General features: G+C 36.4%; 14 protein-coding genes and 1 pseudogene. 2 read left to right on the top strand and 13 right to left on the bottom strand.

The genetic code is table 11. From position 1 onward, the window contains the following. Nucleotides 1-54: 54 nt before the first annotated feature. The 4 genes from ME5_RS02040 to infC form a co-directional block, all read right to left on the bottom strand. A complete protein-coding gene (locus ME5_RS02040; protein WP_008037970.1) occupies nt 55-1,839 on the bottom strand; it encodes an ABC transporter ATP-binding protein in 1,785 nt (594 codons plus the stop codon). 555 nt (nt 1,840-2,394) lie between these two features. Beyond that, a complete protein-coding gene (locus ME5_RS02035) occupies nt 2,395-3,360 on the bottom strand; it encodes a hypothetical protein (protein WP_008037969.1) in 966 nt (321 codons plus the stop codon). A 440-nt stretch (nt 3,361-3,800) separates the two neighbouring features. Further along, nucleotides 3,801-5,246: an amino acid permease gene (locus ME5_RS02030; protein ID WP_008037966.1), complete on the bottom strand. Its 1,446-nt coding sequence runs from the start codon at nt 5,244-5,246 to the stop codon at nt 3,801-3,803. Between the two features lie 376 nt (nt 5,247-5,622). Further along, a complete protein-coding gene (gene infC, locus ME5_RS02025) occupies nt 5,623-6,159 on the bottom strand; it encodes a translation initiation factor IF-3 (protein ID WP_196793564.1) in 537 nt (178 codons plus the stop codon). Nucleotides 6,160-6,457: 298 nt separating this feature from the next. Here infC and ME5_RS02020 point away from each other — a divergent pair, with 298 nt between their 5' ends. After that, nucleotides 6,458-7,237: an alpha/beta hydrolase gene (locus ME5_RS02020; protein ID WP_008037962.1), complete on the top strand. Its 780-nt coding sequence runs from the start codon at nt 6,458-6,460 to the stop codon at nt 7,235-7,237. A gap of 155 nt (nt 7,238-7,392) precedes the next feature. Then, entirely contained in the window at nt 7,393-8,166 is a 774-nt protein-coding gene (locus tag ME5_RS02015; protein WP_008037960.1) for a M48 family metallopeptidase, read from the top strand. Nucleotides 8,167-8,209: 43 nt separating this feature from the next. Here the strand turns inward: ME5_RS02015 and ME5_RS10470 are convergent. The 9 genes and pseudogenes from ME5_RS10470 to ME5_RS01975 form a co-directional block, all read right to left on the bottom strand. Beyond that, nucleotides 8,210-8,986: pseudogene (locus ME5_RS10470) on the bottom strand (IS5 family transposase). 455 nt (nt 8,987-9,441) lie between these two features. Further along, nucleotides 9,442-10,125, bottom strand: coding sequence for a thiaminase II (tenA, locus tag ME5_RS02010; RefSeq protein ID WP_008037958.1), 684 nt, complete (start codon nt 10,123-10,125; stop codon nt 9,442-9,444). Between the two features lie 2 nt (nt 10,126-10,127). Beyond that, the gene (locus ME5_RS02005) at nt 10,128-10,514 is read right to left on the bottom strand and encodes an MliC family protein (protein WP_008037956.1); all 387 of its coding nucleotides are present in this window, start codon (nt 10,512-10,514) and stop codon (nt 10,128-10,130) included. Between the two features lie 506 nt (nt 10,515-11,020). Beyond that, a complete protein-coding gene (locus tag ME5_RS02000; protein ID WP_008037954.1) occupies nt 11,021-11,728 on the bottom strand; it encodes a L,D-transpeptidase in 708 nt (235 codons plus the stop codon). 390 nt (nt 11,729-12,118) lie between these two features. Further along, nucleotides 12,119-13,606, bottom strand: coding sequence for a D-alanyl-D-alanine carboxypeptidase (locus ME5_RS01995; RefSeq protein ID WP_008037952.1), 1,488 nt, complete (start codon nt 13,604-13,606; stop codon nt 12,119-12,121). A 659-nt stretch (nt 13,607-14,265) separates the two neighbouring features. After that, nucleotides 14,266-14,961 carry a nucleotide exchange factor GrpE gene (gene grpE / locus ME5_RS01990; RefSeq protein ID WP_008037950.1) on the bottom strand — a complete coding sequence of 232 codons (696 nt, stop codon included), beginning with the start codon at nt 14,959-14,961 and terminating at the stop codon, nt 14,266-14,268. A gap of 284 nt (nt 14,962-15,245) precedes the next feature. Continuing rightward, complete coding sequence (gene hemC, locus ME5_RS01985; protein WP_008037949.1) at nt 15,246-16,199, bottom strand: hydroxymethylbilane synthase; 954 nt, start codon at nt 16,197-16,199, stop codon at nt 15,246-15,248. Between the two features lie 461 nt (nt 16,200-16,660). Further along, the gene (locus ME5_RS01980; protein ID WP_008037947.1) at nt 16,661-17,452 is read right to left on the bottom strand and encodes an ABC transporter permease; all 792 of its coding nucleotides are present in this window, start codon (nt 17,450-17,452) and stop codon (nt 16,661-16,663) included. Nucleotides 17,453-17,841: 389 nt separating this feature from the next. Continuing rightward, nucleotides 17,842-18,711, bottom strand: coding sequence for an ABC transporter ATP-binding protein (locus ME5_RS01975; protein ID WP_008037946.1), 870 nt, complete (start codon nt 18,709-18,711; stop codon nt 17,842-17,844). Nucleotides 18,712-19,025: the final 314 nt, after the last annotated feature.

Genomic DNA, 19,025 nt, shown 5'->3' with positions numbered 1-19,025 from the left:
ATATCAAAAAAAGGCGATATAGTTTTATACAAAGTAGACAATTATGTATCTAAATTATGTATCTAAATCATCAAAATTTGGATCATTGGTTTGCAAATCATGTAAGCGACGATAAAGTCCTTCTTCATTCTTTAACAGCTCTTTTTGTGTGCCTTGCTCAACAATTTCTCCATCTTTCATAACAACAATTTTATCAGCGCACGAAATGGTCGAAAGACGATGAGCGATCATTATTGTTGTACGCCCCTTAGTTAAACGATTTAAAGCCATACGAATGAGGGATTCTGACTCAGAATCCAGTGCGCTTGTGGCCTCATCTAAAATCAAAATTTCACTATCTCGCAACATAGCACGGGCAATGGCAATACGCTGTTTTTGTCCACCCGATAAATTTCCACCATTATCGCCGACATCAGTATCATAACCATTGGGCAATTTTAAAATAAAATCATGGGCATTGGCTGCTTTAGCAGCTTCAATGATTTCTTCTTCACTCGCCTCTTCACGCCCAAGAGCAATGTTATAACGAACAGTTCCTTGAAATAAAAACGTATCTTGTCCAACATAGGACATTAATTGTCTCAATGATTTAAAACTGGCTTCTTTTATATCTTGCCCATCAATTGTAATCGTGCCTTTTGTTGGATCATAAAGGCGCATAATAAGATTAATCATTGTCGATTTACCTGATCCTGAAGGACCAACCAAAGCAGTCATTTGTCCTGCTGGAATATCAAGATTAATATCGTTTAAAACATTATGATCCTCAACATAAGCAAAAGACACATGATTAAACCGAACATTGCCTTTTGAAGGGTCAAAGTTTTTCGCATTCTCATGTTCCATTAAGGTGATGGGATAATCAAGAATTTGAAACATCATCCGCACACCAAGCATACCCGTTTCAATTTTTACACGCACATTGGCAATACGTTTTGCCGGTTCATATGCTAATAAAAGAGCCACAATAAAAGACATCAACTCCCCTTGAACGCCAACACGTTGGGTTGCCATATAGCCTGAAAAACAAATAACAACAGCAATCGCCACACCCGCCAATGTCTCCATTACTGGATTGGTCGCCGCCTGTAGTGTTGCAATACTATTGGCTCGGCTTTCCACATCAGTAATTGCCTTATCCATGCGTCGTTTCATTAAATCTTCAAGCGAAAATGCCTTCACCACACGGATACCAATTGTTGTTTCTTGCATGACCTTGATAATTTCAGTAATCGACGACAATTCTTTTTCCATGAGCTTACGGACACGTTTTAAAATCTGACGCACAGCAAGAAACGCCAAAGGACCAACCGTTAAAGCAATGACGCTTAAAGTAAAATTCTGCACCAGCATTACAATAAGAAGCCCCAAAACGGAAAAGAGATCACGAACAAAAACAGTTATAATTGTATCAATCACACTCCTGGCTGAATTAGCATTATGAGTCACACGCACCAAAAGATCGGATGAGGCATTATTTTGATAAAAAGAAACGCCTTGTTGCATAAGGCGTGTATAAATTTTGCGCTGTTGTTCGGCAACAATACTATTGCCCGCACGGCTCAAGAAAAAAGTTTGAAAAAAAGTTGAAAAACCTTTAATGATAAAAATAGAAGCCACAGCCAAAGAAACCATGATAATCATTCGAAAATCATTCGCATCAATGATATGATTGACAACATCACGCATAATCCAAGCACTTGCCGCAGTTGTCCATGAAATACCAAGCATGGCAATAATTGCACAAATATACCAACGGGCGTGTTTACGAAAATTTTCTCGTAATAAACGCAATAATAATTTTCTATCCATCCCTGATAATTGTTTTTTTTGAGACATTCAGTGCTAAACCTTATAAATTTTGCCCATAAATTTTAATCGACAATAAGCCCGTCTTTTGATGTTGCGGCATTTCCCACTTTCAAACTAAGCTTAATCATAAATTGAATCAGCCTCTTTTCATCATCATGAATTTTGAAGTTTTTCCCTAGCCTCATTGGTTGAAAGATGCAAGTCGTTTAAGCTTTTGCTCCTGTAGTTTCAAGGCCTTGTTCCATATGATGTTATTGTTGACAATAGTTAATCCTACTATGAAATCTTTCACCTTTTAAGATAGTAAAATGTTCTTATTACGATAGGTATACAAATTTTTATGAATGAAGCAATTTTGGATCGCAAGATTAAATAATATGGATAAGAACACATTAAATCTTCATCAATTTATTTGCGATTCTTTCTAATATTTAAAAACACTAAAAATAATGAGAGACGTTTTGCTTTTATAAAGCCGCGCAAATTTATCCTAATTATATCTGATACTGACAACCTTACAGATTTTCTTTAAAAAACAGGACTGCAACAAATAGGCTATAATATGGAAATAATTTGGTTAGATTAAAGTCCCCCATCGCGTAAAGCAACACTTTTAGCAATTGCTTCAATATTATTCTCATAAGGAACAAGACTATCTTTTATACCAGTGGCATGTAAGAATAAGGGATGACCATTATCATCCAAAGTGGCATAGATAATGATATCAACATTATCGCCCTTCATTACAGCGTGCGCATCAAGACGCATTGCAGGACGCTTAGCAAATTTAACAGATGTAAATTTTTTATTTGTAATATCATCAAGCGTACCTTTTAACGAATTAAGATAAAAATCAATAACTTGATCCAAAGGTGCAGCTTTTAACACTTCTGTTGCTTGTGAAAGAATAATATCAGGGCGCTTTTTATCTTCGGCACTCAATTGTGGTATGACCAACATAGCGCTTTGATTCATAAGTGTTCCGACAAATTGAAAAGGAAAAACAGCATCAAATGTAAAAGGTAAAGCAGCCAATTGGTCTTCAGCCGTCGTGTCATTAGCAAGAGAAAAAGATTGAAAAACTCCCATCGCCTCTTTTTCTTGAAAACGCGCCTCTTCTGGAGCTTGTATGGTTGCCACATATGTTGCATTTTGCGCAAAAATCATCGTGGCCCATTTATCAAAACTCACCTCGCCTAAGCTTTGCTTTCCTTGATAAATAGTCAAAGGATAGCCATCACGGCTTTTTATTTGCGTTTGTTTTTCAATTGTATAGTTTTGCAAAGCCATTTCAGCGCTAAATGTTTTTTCATCCTTAAATATATCTTGCATTTGTATATTGGCAGGTGGCAAAGTGACGATCATAATAGAAGCATTATTGGCTTTATTGATAAAACCACTAAATTTTTTTGTCAGTTCAAAACCATCAGGAACTGTTGCATAAACAGATGTTCCGGGAACTTTTTGAAAAATCGCCGCTTGTGCGTAGGCACAGTGCAAGCTTACAAAGGCCAAAATAAAAACCAATAATTTCGTGACTTTATGCACCTTAAAAGCTCCATTTATAAATCTAAAGTGATAATCCATAAATGATCATCATGGCGAAAATAATTTAGGAAAGCCTGTTTTAAATTTAAAGATGTGTATTTTTAAAATGCATTCTTCATCACATTGAAGAGGCTATGTTGATGTGTGATGTATCTGCAAGAAAAGAATTGAAGCTTGATGATACATCGCCAGCTCTTATGACAATTATTGTAAAACAAATGCTTTCATTAAAAAGTCTTTTTCCGAATGTTTCTTTTTTGAGAAATGTATAAAATTAAAAGCAAAATAATATATTTTTTTGCACGATATAAAATACGTTTTTATCACCGTGAAATCCAATATGGTTGACACATAAAATTTAATAATAAATGCCCTAAATACGAATAGCAGAGCATTTATTTTCATTCATTTCATGCACCATTGAAAACTCTTCAAAGTGTTTATGAATGGGTGTTATTTTCATGTGCAACAACGCTTTTACGGAATCCATATAAGAAATAAAAGGCAATCCCAATAATATTCCAAATAACAAAATAATAGTGGGTCTTTGCTGGAAGACTAGAAAAAAGATAGAGGCAACCAACAACCGTTAAAGGAGCAATAACCCAAGCAAAAGGTGCCCGAAATTTACGCATTACATCACTAGCAGTTTTACGCAGAACAAGTAAACAAATACCAACAGATGTAAAAGCCATTAATGTACCCGCATTGGCAAGAGCCGCAATTTCATCCAGACGAAAAATGCCTGCAATTGTGGCAATAATTGTTGCTGTTATAAGTGTTGTTGCAATTGGTGTACCTGTTTTTTTGTTTACATTTGATAAAAATACTGGCAATGTACCATCACGTCCCATCACGTAAAATATACGTGTTTGCCCATATAAAAAAGCTAGCAGCACTGTTGGCAAAGCTATGACAGCGGCAACGCCAATCAATACAGCTGCATGATTATGGTTTAGACTCCGTAGAATATGAGCAAGCGGTTCTTCACTATGAGCAAATTGTGTATAATATAATGCTCCAACCGCGCCTAAGCCGACCAAAACATAAACAATAATGCAAATGATCAGTGAACCAACAATGCCTATGGAAAGATCACGTCGTGGATTTTTTGTTTCCTCAGCTGCAGTTGAAATTGTATCAAACCCAAAAAAAGCAAACAAAACAATAGCAGCTGCGGCCATTACACCCCGTTCCACCCCATCAGGTGACATTACTTTTGAAAAACCATTCGGCATAAACGGCTGTAAATTTGCAGCATTGAAGCTTGGTAAAGCCAGAACAACAAAAAGCAAAAGAGCTGCAATTTTCACAAAAACCAAAATTGTATTAACAGTCACACTTGTTTTTGTGCCGATGATTAAAAGACCTGCCACAACAAAAACAATCAGTACTGCTGGCAAATTTACAAGACCTGCTTCACCCGTTGTTGGATCGATAGCATCTATGCCAGACGTCAGCCAAAAGGGCAAATGTAAACCTATCCCTTCAAGAAAACCTGTGGCATAGGCAGACCAGCCAACGGCAACAGTACTGACCACAAGGGAATATTCTAAAATAAGACTCCATCCAACAATCCAAGCAATCATTTCACCTAAAGCTGCATAAGAATAGCTATAAGCACCGCCTGCAACAGGAATCATTGTTGCCAGTTCTGCATAGGCAAAAGCTGTGCAAGCACAAACGACACCAGCAATAACAAAAGACAATAAAATAGCAGGTCCTGCACGATCAGCACCCACGCCAATCAACGTATAAATTCCTGTACCAACAATACCACCAACACCTAAGGCAATAAGATGAGGCCAACGCAAAATTGGTGTGAGTTTTTTTTCATTATTTACCACACCGTGCAAAATAGGCTTACGCCTAAGCCAATTAGACACAATATTTTCCTCCTTTGATATTGAGAAATTTTAAAAATATCCTAATGCCACCCAATAGGATGGAGTTTCCCTCTGCAATGTCTTTATGGATCGACAAAAACATTTTTGTTTTTTAAATTTATCTACTCATGTTACAGAGCTGAATAAAAACCAAACTTTTATCACCAATAACAATCAATTTTCTTTCGATAATTATAAAAACGGGCACATCATTTGGTGCATTATAAATGTTATTTATTGATCCGCACAGTAATTGTAAAAGTTAGCATTTAAAACCCGCTATTGATTCATAGCGGGTTTCATCGACTTTTTTACTTTATTTAGTTACTTTTAAAGAAACCAAGCGATACAAAATCGTGTAGTATTTCTATTCATTTTATTTTGGTGCAACTACCATCATCATTTGGCGACCTTCAAGTTTGGGTTCAGCTTCCACTTTTGCAATATCAACGGTGTCGTCTTTGACACGGTTAAGCAGCTTCATACCCAATTCTTGGTGCGCCATTTCACGACCGCGAAACCTTAAAGTGATTTTGACCTTGTCACCATCTTCAAGAAAACGGCTAACAGCTTTCATTTTGACCCCATAATCATGAGAATCAATATTAGGTCTCATTTTAATTTCTTTAATTTCAACTGTTTTTTGTTTTTTACGCGCTTCAGATGCTTTTTTCTGATTTTGATATTTCAGTTTACCTAAATCAATAATCTTACATACTGGTGGCTCAGCATTAGGCACAATCTCAACTAAGTCGAGACCCGCTTCATCAGCCATGGCCAAAGCATCTTGCGTTGCAATTATTCCGTGATTTTGCCCTTCATCGTCAATAAGCTGGACTTTGGGTACACGAATATCCTCATTAGAACGTGGTCCGTCCTTTTGGACGGGTGTAGCTTTAAACGGTCGACGAATGATCAAATCTCCTTAAAATCATTATTGATAGATAGTGCATATAAATAACGGAGAAATCCTTTTTATTGTTCCACAATAGTGTATTCTTGCAAAGACCAATAAGCGGAATTTCTTCATAAACATGTTTCATAGCATGTTTTTTAAAAAAAAACAGAGTGAAAAACAACTCAAAATAGTGACAATCATCTGATTGAGCGATAAATTTCATGTGTGTAAAGATTATGATATGGGTCTAAAATGAAACAACAGAGCGTTTACTTTAAAATAATCGGTTAAAGACTGTTAAAAGGAAATATCCATGAACGGAATAGATCTTCAATTTTTAAATGTCAATAATACAGATATTGCTGTGCGTTATCGCAAGGGTAAAACAAAAGCTGGTCTTGTTTGGCTTTCCGGCTATCGCTCAGATATGCTTGGTGCTAAAGCTTTGCGGGTTGATGCTTTTGCCAACAAACATGATCTTTCCTGTTTGCGTTTTGATTATTCGGGTCATGGTGAATCTGGTGGAGATTTTTTTCAAGGGTGTATTTCACGTTGGCTCAACGAAAGCCTTGCAGTTTATGAAGCCTTTTGTGAAGGCCCTCAAATTTTAATTGGATCATCCATGGGTGGATGGATTGCCCTCCGTATGGCACAAGAGTTACAGAAGAAAAAAATTGATCTTGCAGGACTTGTTCTTGTTGCTCCTGCACCTGACTTTACCCATGACCTTATTTTACCACAGCTTGATGACACTTATAAAAATCTATTGGAAGAAAATGGGTTTATTGAAGTTCCATCGCGATATGGACCAGAACCAACACCTTTTACAAAAATTTTAATAGAAGATGGTGAAATCAATCGCGTAATGGTTCAACCCATTAATGTGCGCTGTGGTATTCAAATATTGCAAGGTATGTGTGATGAAGAAGTTCCTTATCGCCATACAATTGAACTTTTAGAACTTTTACCCTATGATAATGTTGCATTAACGTTGATCCGCGATGGGGATCATCGTTTGTCACGAGAGCAAGATTTAAATGCTCTTGAAAAAGCACTTTCACTTCTCATCGAAAAAAATATGACAGGTTCATAAAGTGATAGAATTGAAGGTGAGCACCTATTTTTGATGAAAATATGCATTTGCTATTTTTTTAAATAAGTTTTCAAAGCGCATAGCGGTTAAAAATAGACTGGTTTAAAATTTTTTTTATGCCTTAAATTTACTTTTTAAAATCTATATACTGAATTATGTTTTCAAAATTATTTATCCAAAAAAAACGTATTAAATCACCACAGATGCAAAATTCTATTGAAGATGTTTTCAAACTGTCTGACCGCGTTTTGCCTCTTTTCATCCGTGAAAATACGCGCGCCAAAAGATTAACATTGCGTATTGAAGCAGGGGGGAAATCTTTACGTGTCACGATACCTCCTAAAACATCAATCAATGAAGTCAAATCTTTTGTTGAGCGCTATCGTGGTTGGATTGAAAATCGCATTGTACATTTACCCAAACCGCAAGAAACATCTGCATTAAAAAATGGCGCCTTTATCCCAATTTTAGGTATTGAACATCGCATCATTCATCAAGAGGGACGCGGAACAACTCTGATTGTCAGCAAAAGTGATCATCCACATATCATCGTTTATGGTGATCAAGCTCATTTGACGCGGCGTCTTTCAGATGCATTAAAAAAACATGCCGAGAGCGTCATTGCCCCTCTTGTCGTACAACATGCAAAAAAAGTGGGTAAAAAACCTGCTTCTATTCGTTATAAAGATACAAAAAGTCGATGGGGTTCTTGTTCGTCGCAGGCAAATCTTTCGTTTTCTTGGCGCATTATCATGGCGCCTTTACCAGTTGTGAACTATCTTGTTGCTCATGAAGTTGCCCATTTAATTGAGATGAATCATAGTGCGCGTTTTTGGGCTTTATGCGAAAGACTGTGCCCCCAATCCAAGCAACATCAAACTTGGCTTAAACGCAACGGACAAAAATTACACGCCATTCATTTTACTTAAAAGTTTTAATTTTTCTTATCTACACTGATCATAAAACACACGCTTACTTTAGGCTCATGACACATTCATTAAGATAGAAGATGAGGGTAGCGGCGATGCAAATAGCCGAGAATAATGTCTGTGCGCATCGGTCATAGTGTGTTGCAATGCAACGCCAGTCCTTAAATTTTGCCAGTAGCTTCTCAATCTTATGGCGGTACCTATAGAGGTGTCTTTCAAAGTGGATATGCGTGTTCCTTCCCTTTCTTGGAGAAATACAGGCGTTGATGTTTCTGTCAAACAATGCCTGACGGAATCAGTCTGCATCATAACCCCGGTCGGTTACGAGTTCGTGTGTATCTGGCAGAACCGGCAACAGAAGAGCGGCACCCTTATAGTCACTCATCTGTCCTTCTGATCAAAGCCGGCATATGGGCTTTCTATCTTGATTGCAGACTGTATGCCGTTTTGAGCTCAAGCTACCTTTCGTGCGCCCGATGTGGCGGGGAACATCCCCTTTTTAAGAGGCGTGCTGCCGTGCGGTGTGCCTTGAGATGTGTGGCATCAATCGTGATACGTTGAGGCTTTGGGTCTTGCCCAGCAAGGGCTGTAAAGATGCGGTCAAACACACCCATTCGGCTCCAGCGAATAAAACGTTTATAGAGTGTTTTATGCCGACCATAGCCAACAGGTGCATCTTTGCATTGCAGACCATGCTTAATGACATAGACAATACTGCTGTCACCACACTGGTTATCAACACGAAAAACTCCGTGAGAAAGTAGGAAAAGGGTGATATCCGTGCCATCTGATTTTCGCTCAACAAAACTAAATCATTCATTGGTCGATCCTCCCTCAAACCAATGAAATACAAACCACCAAAAATGGACTCTATCAAATTTATAGACCCTGAAACTAAAAAATTTGTCAAAAATTTTACAATAAAAAAATAAATATACGAAAGAACCTATTTAAAAATATTCCTTCGTCTTTTCTATGAAAAATAAACTGATGAAATGAAATTTTCAAATCAAACAGAATTTAAACGACTTATAAAGTTTGACAAACAAAAAGGTCAATCTATTAAAAAAGTAGTGTAAACTAAATATATACGTAACAAGTTCACTTAAGATAAAGTGAAATGAACTTTTTAAACTCACTATTTTAGTCAGTATAAATTCAAGCTAAAATAGAGACGTTTTCATTATTATGCATTGCTTGGTTTGCTGATTTAAACTATTGCTCTTGACGTTGAAACGCAGTTATTTTTAATCAAGATCGTGTTTTAATGTCAGATTATAAATTTTCAGCATCAAGTCCCATCTGCCAAAATTCGATTTCTAACTGTGTAGCCTTATTAAAAATAGTTCTTAATCTTTTATATTGTGCCTTACTCATATCCTTTTCTGCAAGGCTATTCATATACTGAATACTCAATTGAACACTTTGCGCATACTCTTCGCTTTCATAAGCGTAAATCCAATCTGCATAAGGATTATTGTCAAAAACGGTCTGTTCTGAAGCAGCAAGACCCAAGCCAATTTCAGCATAACCCGCAACACAGGGCATCAAAGCAGCCATTAAATCAAGCCTGTCACCAATATGACCAACATCAAGCACATAACGTGTGTAAGCAATGGTTTGCTGTGCTTCTGGCTCTTGTTCCATCTCATCTTCTGAAAGACCCCATTTGGCACAATAAGCAACATGTAAGGGCAATTCATCCGCTATGGCTTTAAGACCTGAAAGCGCTTGTTTAATGTCAACAAGCGTTATAGATTTTGCAGCCAGCAAAGCATAAGCGCGCGAAAAATGGATGAGAAATAAATAATCTTGCGTTAAAAATCGTTTGAAACATTGCGGATTTAATTTACCAGTAGCCAATTGCTGTACAAAAGGATGATGAATATAAGAATCCCATATATCCCCTGTGTCACGACGTAACGCGCCAAAAAGGCCACTGGTAAAATCTGGACGCATTATTAATCCTGATCTATATCTGCGTGACATGATGAAAATATTGTTTGCTCTTCAGCCGTATCATCAGCAGCCAGAAAACCAACACTTGCTTCATCACCTTTTGTATAGAGACGGTAACTGTCTTGTTCATCAAAAGCGATATAATTTGCACCTGATGCCATTTTACGTTGATACATTGGAACAAGTTTACCTTCAATTGAAACAATGGCGTAAGAACTTAAATCTTTTTCAATCAAATAGACAACAGGCAGTTGAACACCACGTTCGCAAATATAAAGCTCATTTTTTACTGTAACTCCATCACTGGTTTCAACTTCATTAGCCAATACGGAAGGCGCAAAACCTAAAGACATTACTAAAGCGCACATAGAAAGAATATATTTTAACATGAATAAACCTTTAAATTTATAAATATCTTTGGAACAATATATCATGAAAAACATTATAAGTGTACCATGCTGTTAAATTAGCGCGGTTTTTACCCTGCAAATTCGTAAGCGGGGCATCGGGGCCCGGTCACATTGCCCCCGCTTGATTGGCCGGGCACCCTTAATCACTTCCATAAACGATTAAAGCAAATGTAACAAGCCATTCCATCGTAATTTATGTTAATAATTCTTATATAAAATTTTAAATATTAATTATTATAATCGTATAAGGATCAATATCCACTATCTTCACAAGACATTATAAATATAGTGGATAAGATAAATATCTAGTTTATTTGTTAGATCGAAAGTTCTCTTTAATATTTTTATAAGGAAATGTATAACTATAGCATAAAAATGATGCATCAATTGTTTTAAATAAAATAGAAAAACCGTTGCTTATTATCTAAACTTTATTTAAAAATATATTTTATCGTTCTTAAACAATCACTAAAGATAAATTGAGTTTAACCAACCACGATTGGTGCGCCAACAGGAACACGATTATAAAGATCAATGATGTCTTGGTTCATCAAACGGATACATCCAGAAGACATTGATTGACCAATAGACCACCATTCTGGTGAACCATGAATGCGATAGCCTGTATCTTGATTATTTTGATAAATATAAAGTGCACGCGCTCCTAAAGGATTGGTCACACCTGGATCCATACCATTACGATATTTTACGAGTTCGGGCTTACGTTCAATCATTTCAGCTGGCGGCGTCCAACGCGGCCATTGGCGCTTATATTGCACATTGGCACGTCCAGACCATTCAAATCCTGCCGCTCCAACGCCTACACCATAACGCAATGCATCACCATCTGGTTGAATGAAATATAAAAAATGATCTTTTACGCTTACGACAATTGTGCCAGGTGCTTCACCAGTAGGATTTGGCACAATTTGTCGCCAATATTGCTTTGGCACCTTATTATATGGAATAGCTTCAAGATCATATGATCCCTCTTTTACAGCCGCATACATTTTGTCTGGGGCTGTAAAAGCAGGATCAATACCAATGCGAGGACGTAGGATTGAACCTGTTGTTGTTTGATCAATGTCGCGCATAAGACCATTTGTTGTACATCCAGCGAAAATGCTCAACGTGCCTAAACTGCCACCAAATAAAAAAGATCGTCTCGTAAAAGATGAAGAAGATATTTTCATAACCATACCTGAAAAATCGACATATTCCGATTGCTTTTCATTAGCAGATTATAGTTTCTATAATGTTAATATTGTTTATAATGAAATCAATAAAGCGTATAAAGAGATAATATATAATTTCTTTTTTTAAAAAAAGCAGATTTGAAGCTTAAAATCATAAAGACAATTGCCATTATAATTTTTTAATACGTCATTATAAAAATTATCATCAAACGTTTATTTATAAAATTTATGGCATATTGTTAGAAATTTTACGCGCATTCATAATTTATTTGATAACTTTTTTAAACTCATCTTTAAAAAGATGCGCAATATTTATCATATACCATGCTCACTGTTTTTAAAAAAAATAGGTATAATTTTAAAAAGTTTATCGGACTTTTTAAGCGATTATTGCGAGCTCACAAAACAAGAAAAAGCGCGTGCTTTTATGTCATTACATAAAGAAATAGCCGAAGCTTGATCGTTAAAAGAGCCAAAGCGTACACGATAAACATTTGTCTTATTTACCGTAGCAGATTCAACAAAGCCAAGAGCGCTATAACTTTTATCATTCAATGCATTTTTCACATCATTTAAAAAATTATTGGCTGATTGCACATCGTGCAAAGCCGCAACTTGCACCACATAAGCAGTATTACCAGCTGTTATATTTCCATTGATTTGCTCATTGGATGAGAACTGGTTTTCTAATGCACCAACGGCATTATTTGATTGATAATCGGCATAAGCCATAACACGAGTTGACGTGTCTTCTTGCCCGATAGATTTGGCAGGACGCCTGACTGGCACAACAGATGTTACTGGCGCATGAATGGAAGCGGTTTGCAAATTATCACTTGAGCGATTGGTTTCTGGCTTAGATTGTGCAATATTAAAAGTTTGATAAGGAGAAACAGTACCATTCATGTTCGGTTTTACAAGCGGTACTGGTGCATTTACGAGAGTATCAGGGGCTTGAGCAACTGCGATAGCTGGCACACTATTAGGTAAAGGTTGACCACGCCACACAGATTGCGCAATCGTCCATTTTTTAAACACGCCTTTGCGATTAAACCGACTTGCTTTAGAAAAATAACGCTCTGTAAGCAAAACTACCTGATCATCACGATTGCGTGTCGTTTTTCCGCCCAAAACTACAACAACGATTTTTCTATTTCCTCGTGAAATTGTGCTAGTAATAGTAAAGCCTGCTGCATTGGTAAAGCCTGTTTTTAGACCATTTGCACCATCTAGTCTATCTAAAATACGATTATGACCTTTGATAGTGCGTCCACGATATTTAAATTGGCGCTGAGAAAAAAGAGAATAATATTGAGGAAAATGCTCCTGTATCGCTATCGACATTAAAGCGATATCACGAGCCGTTGAAACATGACCTTTTTGTGTCAGCCCACTAGCATTTTTAAAACTTGTATTCCGCATACCGAGACTGCGCGCTTTTAAGGTCATAACTTTTGCGAAATTTGCTTCACTACCAGCCAGATATTCAGCAAAAACAACAGAAATATCGTTGGCAGAACTTATAACAAGAGCATTCACCGCGTCACGGACGTTAATTGTTGAACCTGCGGGCACGTCAAGTTTCATTCGCGGACGACTTGCCGCGACTTTTGATACAGGCATTTGCGTATCCCAACTGATACGTCCAGTTTGCAAAGCATCAAAAACAAGATAAAGTGTCATAACTTTAGTGATTGATGCTGGCGCGCGCACTTCATCCGCACGGTTGGCAAAAAGTACCTTACCATTATTTGCATCAACCACAATGGACGGAAGGGCCGTTTGTGCGTGAGAAGGGCTTAAAGCAAAGAATAAAACTGTCACAATGCCAAGACACAAAGCAAGAATCAGTTTTAAACGTTTAAAAATACGCATTGCCAAGACCCACCCCTTAAGACACATCATAACCACTTAATCAACACGCATTACCATGCAGTATAAGAGGATAAATTGAAACCCTTAGACGAAGTTACTGTTAATTTTAGGTAAAAATCAAATCTTATTGACCTCTCTTCCCCCGCTTTTTACCATTTTCTCCATTGTTTTTGATTTTTTTTGAATCAATTTTGCTTATCTTTGTTTTCTTTATTTTTTTTCATTTTATAAAAAAATTTTGAACAAAAGATCATAATTTAAACATTTAGTGGTAATGTTTTTAAAAATAATAAATCCATCACGTAACAGCCATTTTTTCTTAAAATTAGTGCTTAAAAAAGGTGCAATATATTTGTCATATGAAAGCAGAAAACATCAAAGAAATTCGTTATAGATCATTAAGAATTGAAAAAAGCATCGCTAAGATGCAAGCATGCGTTTTTTATAATAATAAATAATCATCGCTTCATTATGAATGAGAAAACAAAGATTTGCCCTTTTTTTGTTAAAAATACCAACCAATCAAGCCGTTAAATGGTTGTATTTTAAAAATTTGTTAAAACTCTTGATTAAATAAACTCTTAATAATCTTACGGCTGATAAAAAATAAAGGCAGGGGTAAACCTGCCTGAAAGTCTCTTGTGAAGTCAATGGAATGCTTAAATATCATCTTCAGAGTTTGACTTCTCTTCATGTGTGCTTTGCACGGTGTTTTCTTTCGGTCCACCCTTGGCCACACCAACCATAGCTGGACGCAAAACACGCTCACCAATGCTATAACCACTTTGCACCACTTGCTGCACAGTATTGGCAGGGACAGTTGGATCAGGAATTTCAAACATTGCCTGATGAAAATTTGGATCAAATTTCTGACCCAAAGGCTCTATCTTTTTCACACCATGACGTTCAAGCGCCGACATCATAGCTCGTTCTGTCATTTCGACACCTTCAGCAAGCCCATTAAGACCTGCATCCTGCTCACGAGCACCTTCGGGGATAGCTTCTAATGCACGACTTAAATTGTCAGAAACAGACAACATATCGCGCGCAAATGCAGCAACAGAATAAGTTTTAGCATCTGCGACATCACGTTGCGTGCGTCGACGTAAATTTTCCATTTCAGCATGAGCGCGTAACAACTGATCTTTGAGCTCTTCATTTTCTGCATTCAACGCTGCAACAGGGTCTGCACCCTCGTCTTGCACAGAATCTTCTTCAACTTCAGATGTCGCTTCTGCCTTTCGTGTTTTTAAAAAATCATCCGCAGCGCGCTTCAGTGCATCACGGTCTGCCGGATTTTTTAAATCACGATTTTCAAAATCATTTTCACCGGGCTTCATTTTTTCGTCAGACATATGATTTCCATTTCTTAATGAAGATATTTTGAAGAGATATCGAAATTTTTGACACAAAAATCAAGAGGGTAAAACAAAAGCCGCTTAATTTATATGTATTTTTTTCTATTATTGTTGTGTGTCATTCATAGTTGTGTTGTTTAAGATAAAATATAAAATCGTTTTTAAAAAATTATGCGCTTAAAAGATTTTAAAAATAATTGCATGAAAGATAACACTTAAAGCAACCATCCCAACACAAAATGAAGACATTTTATCCCGCATTCCAATTGTGATTTAAAAACTTAGGTTTTTAAAAACCGTGCTACTTTAGCTGTGTCTTGATTGATCCCAGACGCGCGCAACAATTCACCTGCACCTTTATCCAAAAGACGTTCAGCCAGTCTTTGGCCGATTTTTTCAACCGCAAATGTGCAGATAAAAGCATGATCGCGAATTTGTTGTAGTCCATCAATACCAGTAACCGTTGCTTTCATATGCAACATGGTATTTTTCCAGCTTGTGCAAACACCAACAGGCAAATTGCAACCAGCACCCAAATGTTTCATCAAAGCACGTTCAGCATCAGTTTCTGCGCGCGCTTTCTTACATTCAATTTTTTTCAAAATTTGAATAATATCTTTATCGCTTTCACGGCATTCAATTCCCAACGCGCCTTGTGCTACAGCGTAAGGAAAAATTTGCGGATTAAGATATTCCATTGTCTTATCCATAAGACCAAGACGTTTCAGCCCAGCCGCTGCTAAAATTGTTGCATCAATACCATTTTTTTCAACCGCACGACGTAAACGTGGTGGCACATTACCACGTACTGGCACCACAGTAATGTCAGGAAAAATGGCACGCAATTGCGCGGCGCGTCGAATAGAGCCTGTCCCAATTTTATGACGGTTGGATCTAATTGTATCAAGTGTTAATCCACATAAAACATCGCGTGGATCTTCACGTTCTGGAACAGAAGCTAAAACCAAACCTTCAGGTTGAGTTGTCGGCAAATCCTTCAAAGAATGAACGACGATATCTACTTCACGATTAATAAGCGCATCTTCACCACTTTTGGTAAAAACTCCGACACTTCCAATATCTTGAAAATTGGTTCGCTTATCCGCATCACCTTTAGAACCAAGAAACACCATTTCAACGTTTAAATTCGGATCAACAGCGTGAAGAAGATGAGCTACTTTATCTGCTTGAACGCGTGCTAACGCGCTCTTTCTTGTTCCAAGCCTTATCCGCATAATTAAACGCTCACCTTTTTATTTCTGTGGCTCTTTATAATTTTTAGAGTCTTTCTAGACTATCTAGCGCATCGTAACGATAAAGAAAAGTTCTATCACTATAATTTGTAAAGAAGCTTTTTTGAAAAAACTTAGACTTATTATGTTTTAAGCCCTAAAAAGCTCTTTCTGTAAATGGGTGTGGGGCAAATTGTTGCATAGATTATTTTTATTTTCTTATATGTAAAAAGTACGATTCACCACATTTTTCTTAAATGATTGTGAATGATGCCCTTACCACATGTTTGATCATATATAAAATTGAAGACATTTTCTGATTTTTTCTCATACACATCATATGCCTATTTTATAAATTTCTGTTTTGCTCTAAATTTTTCTTGCGATTGGAAAAAAAGTATAAGTATGAGTGTTTTTCAAAAGCTGACATAATAAAGAATTTTGTAAAAAATTTTTAAACTGTTTTACTCTTTCCAAAAAACAATTTTAGCTTTGGCATATTCAACCAAAAGATGTAAACAAACGCCAATTAAAGACAAAACCATAAGTACAGCAAACATGCCAGCAATATTAAAGCTCTCAATCAATTGCAGCATCATTGTACCCAACCCCTTTTGTGCGCCAATGAATTCAGCCACAATAGCGCCAATTAAAGCAAAAATAATGCCTAGTCCAACTCCTGTAAAAACAAAAGGCAAAGAAGCTGGAAATTTAACTTTCATAAGGATTTGTATTTGTGTTGCGCCAAAAGCTTTCATCATTTGAATGTCTTGCTGACGCGCAGATTGAAGCCCAGCGACGATATTAACAAGCATAGGAAAAAAAGAAATTAACGCCGCCATTATAACTTTTGAGGTTAAACCATAACCAAACCATTGCAACAATATAGGCGCAAGCGCCACAGTGGGAATGGTTTGAAAAGCGATAATATAAGGCATAAAAGCCAACTGAAACACTTTAATTTGCGCTATTGCAACACCAAAAACGACTGCCAAAACAATAGCGAATAAAAAACCAAAAACAACCTCTTTCATCGTTACAAACAAATTATCCCAAAATAAAGATGATAATAAAAGTTTTTTTAACTCATTTAAAACAAGGCTTGGTGGAGGCAAAATATAGGCAGGGATAGCACTTATACGCGTATATATTTCAATCCCCCCAACAATAAAAATAAAAACAGCAACAACGCTCAAAATTTGATAGGTTTTCTCTCTTCGATAAAAGCTTGTTTTAAATTGATGGTGCCTTATCATTTTATCATCCATTTATCTTTATCATGTCATTGTATTGAAAATTATTCAAACAAAAGGATCTTTTTAATTCAATATGTACCAAGTATCATTGATCCCGACAGAAATTTTTGTGAAATAATCTTAAAGAGTCTGAACAATGAAGATAAAAAACGCATATGTCATGACCAAAGATCATCACAATATTTAAATATTCAAATTTTTAATCAGACAAAGTGTCTGATATCTAGATTTAAATACTCAAATCAAAACATGATTGTATCATTATTTGACAATCAATCCATCAAAATCCCTAAACTTAAGCATTGAAACAAAAAATAGTTAAAAACACCTACAATTCAAAATCAAATGTATTCGTAATAGGTATCTGGCATTAAAGTCCTTAAATCTTGTCAAACAGGAAGACCATAGTATTCTTCCAAATAGTGACGAATATCGCGTATAAGCTTGAGTGCTTTTGGTTTTTGCATTAAGATAAGATTGCGTGGTCTTGGAAGGTGAATTGGAATATTTTCTACAATATGACCAGGTCTTTTGCTCATCACCAATACACGATCGCTAAGAAAAACCGCCTCAGAGATTGAATGCGTCACAAATAAGACCGTTTTTTTGCTTTCTAACCAAAGCGCCTGCAATTGGCTATTCATAAGATCCCGTGTCATAGCATCTAATGCGCCAAAGGGTTCATCCATCAACAAAATCGGAGGATTCAAGATTAAAGCGCGACAAATACCTGCTCTTTGTCGCATACCACCAGAAAGCTCATAAGGAAATTTATTTTCAAAACCTTTTAAGCCTACTTTTTCCATTAAATGCTGTGCACGTGCTTTGACATTTTCACGGCTTTTATGTCCATAATCGAAAGAATTTAATTCAATAGGCAAAAGGATATTATTTAAAATGGTTCGCCATGCAAGCAATGTCGGATCTTGAAACACAAATCCAACGGTACCTTTTGGAACAAAATTTGATCTCAATGAAGATTGAGTGCGCGTGGGTGCTTTTTTTTCCTTTTGTCCTAATATTGCGTCCGTATTTTGAAGGCGGGCATGATGAAAATCAATATTTCCTTGGCAAGGCATTTCCAAACCTGCAATTATTTTTAATAATGTGGTTTTACCACAACCTGACGGCCCAATAATAGAAACAAACTCTCCCTCATCAATTTTTAAATTGATCTCATTTAAAGCACATATCTTTTCAACCTTTTGGCTTTGATAATATTTTTCTAAATTGTTGATAGTGATGATAGGATGAGGCAAACAATGTCCTTTGATTTTACAAGTTCTGAGTTCGATTTTAAAAGATGGTTACGTTTTTACTAGTCCTATTTGACACTTGCATATTCAATCTTATTCAGTGCTAAAGGATCAAACTGATTGAAAACATTTAAAACGCATTTTCACGCCTAACATTTTAACATTATCATAAAACGAACTGCACCTTTTATAAAAATTTATATGGCGCCATAGATAGTTTTATAAAAGGAAAAAAATAATCATAAAACTTTTTAATATTTTTATACTAAAGGGAGTTTTTTATTTTAATAGATCCTCATAAAATATGTTTAAACACA

This window comes from Bartonella tamiae Th239, assembly GCF_000278275.1.
Classification (GTDB): domain Bacteria; phylum Pseudomonadota; class Alphaproteobacteria; order Rhizobiales; family Rhizobiaceae; genus Bartonella; species Bartonella tamiae.
Note: the sequence above shows the minus strand (reverse complement) of the source record. Positions and strands in the feature narration are given on the sequence as shown.